The organism is Parafrankia sp. FMc2, from assembly GCF_041008525.1.
In the GTDB taxonomy this organism is placed as follows: Bacteria; Actinomycetota; Actinomycetes; order Frankiales; family Frankiaceae; genus Parafrankia.
The window spans coordinates 1-7,452 of the sequence record NZ_JBFLUG010000229.1; the positions used below are offsets into that span (position 1 = coordinate 1).

The 7,452-nt window shown below is 73.1% G+C and carries 5 protein-coding genes; 3 read left to right on the forward strand and 2 right to left on the reverse strand.

From position 1 onward, the window contains the following. Window positions 1-983 precede the first annotated feature (983 nt). Complete coding sequence (locus AB1460_RS34760) at window positions 984-2,156, forward strand: alpha/beta hydrolase family esterase (RefSeq protein ID WP_368966606.1); 1,173 nt, start codon at window positions 984-986, stop codon at window positions 2,154-2,156. 37 nt (window positions 2,157-2,193) lie between these two features. Here AB1460_RS34760 and AB1460_RS34765 read toward each other — a convergent pair whose 3' ends face one another. Then, window positions 2,194-3,258, reverse strand: a complete 1,065-nt coding sequence (locus AB1460_RS34765) for a hypothetical protein (protein ID WP_368966607.1) — start codon at window positions 3,256-3,258, stop codon at window positions 2,194-2,196. A gap of 1,719 nt (window positions 3,259-4,977) precedes the next feature. Between AB1460_RS34765 and AB1460_RS34770 the strand changes: the two genes are divergently transcribed. Then, window positions 4,978-6,759, forward strand: a complete 1,782-nt coding sequence (locus AB1460_RS34770) for a S1C family serine protease (protein ID WP_368966608.1) — start codon at window positions 4,978-4,980, stop codon at window positions 6,757-6,759. A 46-nt stretch (window positions 6,760-6,805) separates the two neighbouring features. On the opposite strand, the gene AB1460_RS34775 is transcribed toward AB1460_RS34770, so the two are convergent. Then, entirely contained in the window at window positions 6,806-6,988 is a 183-nt protein-coding gene (locus AB1460_RS34775; RefSeq protein ID WP_368966609.1) for a hypothetical protein, read from the reverse strand. Window positions 6,989-7,096: 108 nt separating this feature from the next. Here AB1460_RS34775 and AB1460_RS34780 point away from each other — a divergent pair. Continuing rightward, window positions 7,097-7,452 (forward strand): RNA polymerase sigma factor (locus AB1460_RS34780; protein ID WP_368966611.1); only part of this gene is annotated, 356 nt, incomplete at its 3' end.

Below are 7,452 nucleotides of genomic sequence, written 5' to 3' on the forward strand. Positions count from 1 at the left end.
GGGCTCGCGGATGGTTATAAGAGACAGGGGTGGGCGATGGGTCAGCTGGTACGGGCCCGGCGCCCGGGCCCGTACCAGCTGACCCATCGCCCACCCCCCCTGTTCGGGGGGAACGGCCTGCTCTCTGACCGTGCTCCCGGCCGACCTGGAGGGGTGCGTTCGGCAAACTACGACGCGCCACGACGCCGGGTGGGGCACTCTGGGAAGAGAAGCACTTCGGGCCGCGGTACGGCGCCCGCGCCGCACCGCACGACGGTGGGAGACCTCCACGCCACGACGACAAGCGGACGAGCAGGACCTCGCGGAGGGCGACGCCTCGTCGGCGTCACGAGAGTGCGAGCGAAGGGACATCTCGGTGAACGAGCCATCTGACATGGAACGTTCACGGCTGCTCCTCGGATGGCTGGCGGCCCGTCGGGCGGTGGATCACTGCCTGTCCGACCTGCTGGCCGCCGGCCCCGCCGGTGAACGAAGGGTCCGCGAATCGCTCGCGAGGGTCGACGACCTGGAGACACGCGCGCAGGTAGCGTTCGACCGCTATCGCAGCGCGGCCGGGTCCGCCGAGGCGGCGGGGCCCGGGGCCGGGCGTGCCCACAGATGGGCCTCTGACCCGTCCAACCCCAGCCCGGACGGGCCCGAGGACGGCCAGAGTGGCCGGACGACCGGTGACCCGGCGAGGAACGACCGCGGCACCACCGCGGACAGGGGAGTCACCGCGGCCCCGGGCGGGGATCCCCGCCCGTTCGAGGCCGACAGGAGGAACGTCATGCCGCTGCACGTGAACCCACGCAGCATGACTCCGGCCGGTCGGGAGCAGGCCGGTCCCGATCCGGGCGCGGGCGATCGCTGGGGGCCGCGCGAACAACGACCCCGGCTGAATGTCGTCCGGGAAAGCGACCTTGCCCGTAGCAGTCCTAATACGAAAAGTAATCAACGACACCGTTGATGCACGGCTAGGTCAGCGGCGCGTCAGAATATCCGTCGTGTCGGCCGCCCACCGCCGCCGCGTCGCCGCGGTCCGGCTTCTCAGCTCACTCCTCGTCGCCGTGATACTCGTGACGGGCTGTGGCTTCATGGGCGGCAGTGGGCGCGGCGGCCGGGCAGGGGCGCCCATGGGCCGCGGGGCACCGACCCAGGCACCACCGACAGCCGGTCCCGATGCCTTCGAGCGGAGTGGACGCGGTGGTCAGATCCGGCTGACCCTGCCGACGGATCAGACAACCCGGCCGTACCCGCTGGTCGTGGCGCTGCACAGCCTGTACCACGACGGAAGCGAGCCGCAACGGGGCTGGGGCCTGGACGAACTCGCGCGGTCGGCGGGATTCGCCGTCGTCTACCCGGACGGCCTGGACCTGTCGTGGAACGCGGGAACCTGCTGCGGGCCGGCCTCCGCCGGCGGGGTGGACGACATCGCCTGGCTGCGCTCGCTCATCGCGCACCTGGAGAGCCGCTATCCCATCGACCCACGGCGGGTCAGCATCATCGGCCTGTCCAACGGCGGCATGCTCGCCTACCGCTACGCGTGCGAACACGGCGACGAACTGGCCGGCTTCGCGGCCGTCGCCGCCAGCCTGCAGACCCTGAACTGCATCCCGCCGGCCCCGCTGACCACCGTGTCGATCCACGGCGGCCTGGACGGGCACGTCCCCTACGCCGGGGCGCTGTGGTCCGAGGCACTCCAGACGGGGATCACGCCCACCGACGTCAGCCTCGGCCCGTTCCGGTCGGTGGACGGCTGCCCGCCGCCCACCGAGCCGGGCGACACCAGCTACACCGGCGCGGACGGCCGGCCGCTCGGCACCACCCCCGGTCCGGTGGGGGCCACCCCGACCGCCGGCCCGGACGGGGGAGCTGCCGCGATCATCGCCGCCGCCGGTCCGGACGGCCAGGCGGTCCCCGGGATGCCGGCGTCGCCATCACCTCAGGCGGCGCCCCCTGCACCCCCGGCGCCCCCGCCACCCGCGGCGACGGCGCAGCCGGTCGCCATCCGGCACGAGACGGTATGCGCCTCATCCGCCCGGCTCGTCCAGTACCTGCTGCCCAGTCTCGGTCACGGCTGGCCGGCCCTGACCGGGCCCACCGCCTTCGACACCGCGGCCGTGCTGTGGAGCCTCCTGCGGGACGCACGGTCAGCTATCGCCGGCCCCCGGATGTGAGTGAGCCACCCGGCTGGCCAGCCGGGTGGCCAGCCGGTCAGCCCGCGGGCTGGAAGGACGTCCGGAGTGCGGCCATCAGGGTGTTGAGGGTGCCCGCCTCGTGAGCCGGCACCCGGGCGATGAGCACGTAGACCGATCCGGGAGCCTCCACCGTGCGCATCAGGTAGGACACCCGCTGCCCGTCCCGGTCGTAGGAACCGGCGAGCTCCTGGGTCGGTGCCCCGTTCGCGTCCGTGGCAGCGCCCGAACGGTCCTGGGCGAGACCGGTGACACTGCCGAACTCGCCGGTCTGTACCTGGCTCAGCGCCGTGGGGGCGTCCACTCCGGCGACCCGCGCGACCCCGATCATCCGCGGGCCGTACTCCGCGGGGGTGCCGGCAGCGCCGGCGCCCGGCTCGCCGAAGAAGACACCCGTGTTGTCCCGGCGCTGCTTCCACGTCGGCGGATGGGAGAACGTGGCTCGCTGGTCGGGGTCCGTGTGCGCCACCCAGTCGGCGGGAACCGCTGCCGGGGCCTGACCCCCCGCCGGGGCACCTGCGGAGGGCGTCGGCGCACCAGCGGGCCCGGTGGGAGTGGCGGACGGCTCGGAACCCGGGGCCGAGGACGCGCTGTCGCCGCTGGGCCGCACCTTCTCCCACACGACGCCCGCCCCCACCCCGACGCCGAGTGCCACCCCGAGCACGACCAGCGCGATCACCAGGCGGCGCAGGAAGGGCCCGAGCCCGGCGTCCTCGCCACCGGGCAGGTCGTCCGCGTCGTCCAGGTCGTGGACGTCCGCCGGGAAGTCCGGCTCGTCAAAGCGCTCCGCGGCACCGAAGCCATCCCGGCGGGCCGGCGATCCGCGGCGCGGCGCGCGACCACCGCGCTCCCTGCCGCTGCCACGGCCGTCCAGGCCGTCGCGGTCCAGGCCGTCGCCGTCGCCGTCGTAGTCATCGCGGTCGTAGTCGTCGTAGGCGTCATCACGGTCAGTGACCTCGCGGCCAGGAAGCTCCTCCTCGCGGGGGCCACCGTCGGCACCGTCACGGCCGGCGGGCCCGCGGGCAGTCCTGCCGCGAGCGGTCCCGCCGGGGGGTGCGCCGTACTCCCGGGCAGGATCGTCCACCGGCACATTGCGGGGCGGCGCGCTCGCTCGGGGCGGTTCCGGCCGGTACAGGTCCCCGCGAGGTCCCCGCGACCGCGGGTCGGCACCGGCCACGTTCTCCGGCGCGGCCCACTGCCCGGCGGGCAGGCCGGGCCCCGCACCCAGCCCGGCCCCCGCACCTGCACTCGGGCCTGCGCTCAGGCCAGCTCCTGGGCCTGGGCCTGGGACGCCACCGGCCGGCGGCCGCGGGCCCGTGGCGCCCGGCGGACGGGTCGGTGTGCGGGCCACACCCGCCCGGGGTACCAGCGCCCTCCGCACCGACGTGCCGCCCGGGCGATGGGTCGTCGGCTCCTCCCAGCCTCCCTCCTGCCGCGGGCCGGCGGCGGACGGGTGCTGGTTCGCGGCGGGCCCTGTCGGCGCGGGACCCGGTGACGGATAGCCACCGGTGGCGGGACCGGATCCATGGTCTGGAACGGACGCGTAACCCGGACCGCCAGGACCGCGGGGACCGGCGGGGCCACTGGGACCAGCGGGGCCACTGGGACCAGCGGGCGGGTAGCCGGGAGCAGACGGGTAGTTCTGCGGGGGCGGGTACTGCCCGGCCGGGGGGTACGGACCGGGGCCGGGCGTGGAGGCCTGGGGGTATCCCGGCTGTGGCGCGTAAGCGCCGTCCTGATAGGCCCCGGGGCCCGGAGCGCCGGTGTGAGGCGGCGCACTCCCGTGCTGGCCACCAGGCCCGAAATCGTCCGGATACCGGTCGCGGGAGCCCGGTTCGTTCCAGTGACCGTCGGGGTCCGAGGCGCCCTGCGGGTGCTCCCGATAGGTCGGCCGGCCCTGATCGCCCGGGCCTCCCCTCCATGCACCGTCCGTCACCAGACAACCTCCGATTCCGGGACATGCAGGAAATACCCCGCGCGATATACCGGTGTACCACGCCGTTGCGGAAGCGTTGCGCGAGCCCCCTTGACATTCGGGCCGGTTGCCGCGCAAATTCACCCGAGACCCGTCCGCCCTTCCCACCACATGGCCCCGTCCCGGCGCGACGGATCACCTACCGCGCGCGGCGATCGGACCGTCACGGTGCTCCTGCCATCACCGACCGCAGACATCACGCCTTGCGCGCAACGTCACGGACGGGCACCCGAACGCCGCCGCGATGCGGCATCCGCCCGTCCGACAAATGCATCATGGACCTGCGTGAACCATCGCCGACTGGCACAAACGTGCCGCTGACGGCCGAGATCCTCGGCCGGGCCACCGGTCACCGGGGCCGCGTGGCCTTCGGGTGGTTCCGGTTCGGCGATTCCGGGCGTCGTGCCCCGTTCATCCGGCCCGGGCGTTGATCCGCTTTGTGGGCCGCGCTTCCGGAAGCTGACGCAATAGCCGTGCCGGGCACAGCGCGACATCACGGCGGCGGCGATGAGAAGCTCACGGACGACATCCGCTGCCGCCCCGTGCGGGATCTCGGACGGGATCTCGGGACGGGCGGGCGGCCACGGCGGCGTCCGACAGTGTGTGCGACGGCGCAGCCAGCCGGGTGGCTACGAACGATGCGTCAACATGTCGGGCCCGTCCCCGGCAACAGACGACCACCGCACGACCTGTGACGCCTGCCGCGAGGCCGCCGGGCTCCCGGATCCGGCAGTATGTCCTGGATCCGACACCCGTTGCGGTGCCGGCTAAGCGGAACGTTGGTCGGAATTCAGGAATCGCTCAGGGTGCCGGGGGAAAGTGCCTACCATGACAGCCACGCACGACGCTCGGTCCCCCTGGGCTTCGCCCGCTGACGCGCCGGAGCGAACCAGGGCCGAGACGGCCAGTTCGGAGGGGCCGGTGGACCCGCGGTCGCAGTCGCACGAGCATCCGCGGCAGCCGGAGGCACCACCTCCCGGCACCCCGGCACCGATCTCCGGCCCGGCCGGAGCCGCTCCGCCATCCGGCGCGTTCGCCTCGCCGGACACTCCGGCCCCGGCTCCGCTACCGAACGACCCCTACCCCGGTGCGGGTGCGCCCGGGGGCTACCACCCGGCGGGTGAGCACCAGCCGGGCCAGTTCCAGCCAGGTCAGTTCCAGGCCGGGTCCCAGCCGCCTGGTTCGCAGCAGCCCGGTTCGCAGCCGGGCGGGGCTCAGCCCCCGCAGGGCCGCCCGACCACGCCCTACGGCCCGCCTGCACCCTGGGCGTCGCCGCAGGCGGCCGCGCACCAGGGCCCTGGCGGTGGGCAGCCCGGCACCCGTGACTCGCAGCAGCGCAGCGTCTGGGGAAACCCGTCCTGGGGCGCCCCAGTGCCTCCTGGGCCGGCGTCCGGCGGCCCAGGGCCCGGCTCCGGGATCCCCGGTGGCCCGGACCCCTTCGGGCGGTTCGCGCCCGCCACGCCCACACCGCCCCCGATGCGGCGCCGCCGCCTGGTCGCGGGTGCCCTGGCGATCGCGCTCGTCTCCGCCGGGATCGGCGGTGGTGTCGGTGCCCTGGTAGCGGGTGACGACTCACCCGTGTCCGTCGTGTCGACCGATTCGGGCCTGCGTCAGTCGACCGCCGGCGGCGGAGTCTCGCCAGCCGCGGACAACACCGTGTCGGCAGCGGCGCAGGCGATCCTGCCGAGCGTCGTCACCATCGCCGAGGAGTCCGGCCAGGAGGCCGGGACCGGGTCCGGCACGATCATCCGCCCGGACGGCTACATCCTCACGAACAACCACGTCGTGTCCGCGGCCGCGAGCGGCGGGACCCTCACGGTCACGATGCAGGACGGCCGGACCTTCGACGCGGAGATCAAGGCGACCGACCCGAGCGCCGACCTCGCCGTGATCAAGATCGATGGCACCGACCTCCCGGCCGCCACCTTCGGGGACTCGACGGCGCTACAGGTGGGCGAGCTCGTGGTGGCAGTGGGCAGTCCGCTGGGCCTCAACGGCACGGTCACCTCGGGCATCGTCAGCGCCCTGCACCGACCGGTGCGCACCGGTGACCAGACCGTGCGGGACCAGCAGAACACCGTCCTGGACGCAATCCAGACAGATGCCCCCATTAATCCTGGCAACTCGGGCGGCCCGCTGGTGAACAGCAGGGGCGAGATCGTCGGAGTGAACACGGCGATCGCGACGGTCGGCGGTAGTTCCTCACCCTTTGGTGGTGCACAGCAGTCCGGCAACATCGGGGTCGGTTTCGCGATTCCGGGCAGCTATGCGGAGAAGGTCGCCGGCCAGCTCATCAACAACGGCACCGCCCGGCATCCCTATCTGGGGGTAAGCGCCGCGACTGCGGGCGAGAACACCCGGTCGACCGCAGCGAGCGGGACCGGCGCCCAGATCCGCTCCCTGGTCGGCGGAGGCCCGGCGGAGAGGGCGGGCCTCCGGCCGGGCGATGTCATCACCAAGGTGGGGGATCGGGCGGTCACGGACGTAGATTCACTGATCGCGGCCGTCAGGTCCCATGACATAGGCAACGAGGTGGAGGTCACGTACCAGCGCGACGGGCAGACCGGCACGGTGACCGTAACGCTGCTCGAGCAGCCACCGAATTCCTGATCACCGTACGGACGTTCGCTTTCGGGAACACCAGGCTGATTCGACATCAGTCGGCAGGACCGGTCCAGGCCGGCGATGCCGGCGTGGATACGGCGAAGATGCCATGGGATAAGGTGGCTCCGACGCCCGACGAAGGGGGATACGACACCATGTTCAGCGTCAAGCTGACCATGGTGTCGAGGTGGCGACAAAAAATCTTCACAACCTTCACCCCGGCCAGATCAGGCACCTCCTACTATTGAGCCTGCCTGACCGGTGACCAGGACCGCGCCACAATGGTCGGGAACCTGGTCCCGGCGCCGAGGCCAGGAACGTCGTCCCGGGGAGAAGCAGACTGATGAACGACGACGCGGACCTCGTGGCCCGTGTTCGGCGTGGCGATCGTCAGGCTTTCAACGATCTCTACAACCGCTACGCCGACGACGTGTTCTCGATGTGCCTACTGATCCTCGGCGATCCCACCGTGGCGCGGGCAGCGGCCGGCACCGCGTTCGCCCTGGTGGCTCGAACGAGGCTCAACCCCCTGTCCGATCCCACCAGGCTGCGGCCGTGGCTGCTGGAGCTCGCCCGCGGTAGCGCGCTGGCATGGTCCGGGTCGCCGCAGGCACGCAGCGTGCCGGTGCCGCACGGGGTCTCGCCGGAGGAGCTGCTGGACGGCGCGGTCGTTCCCGCTCCGGCGAGCCTGCGGGCCGG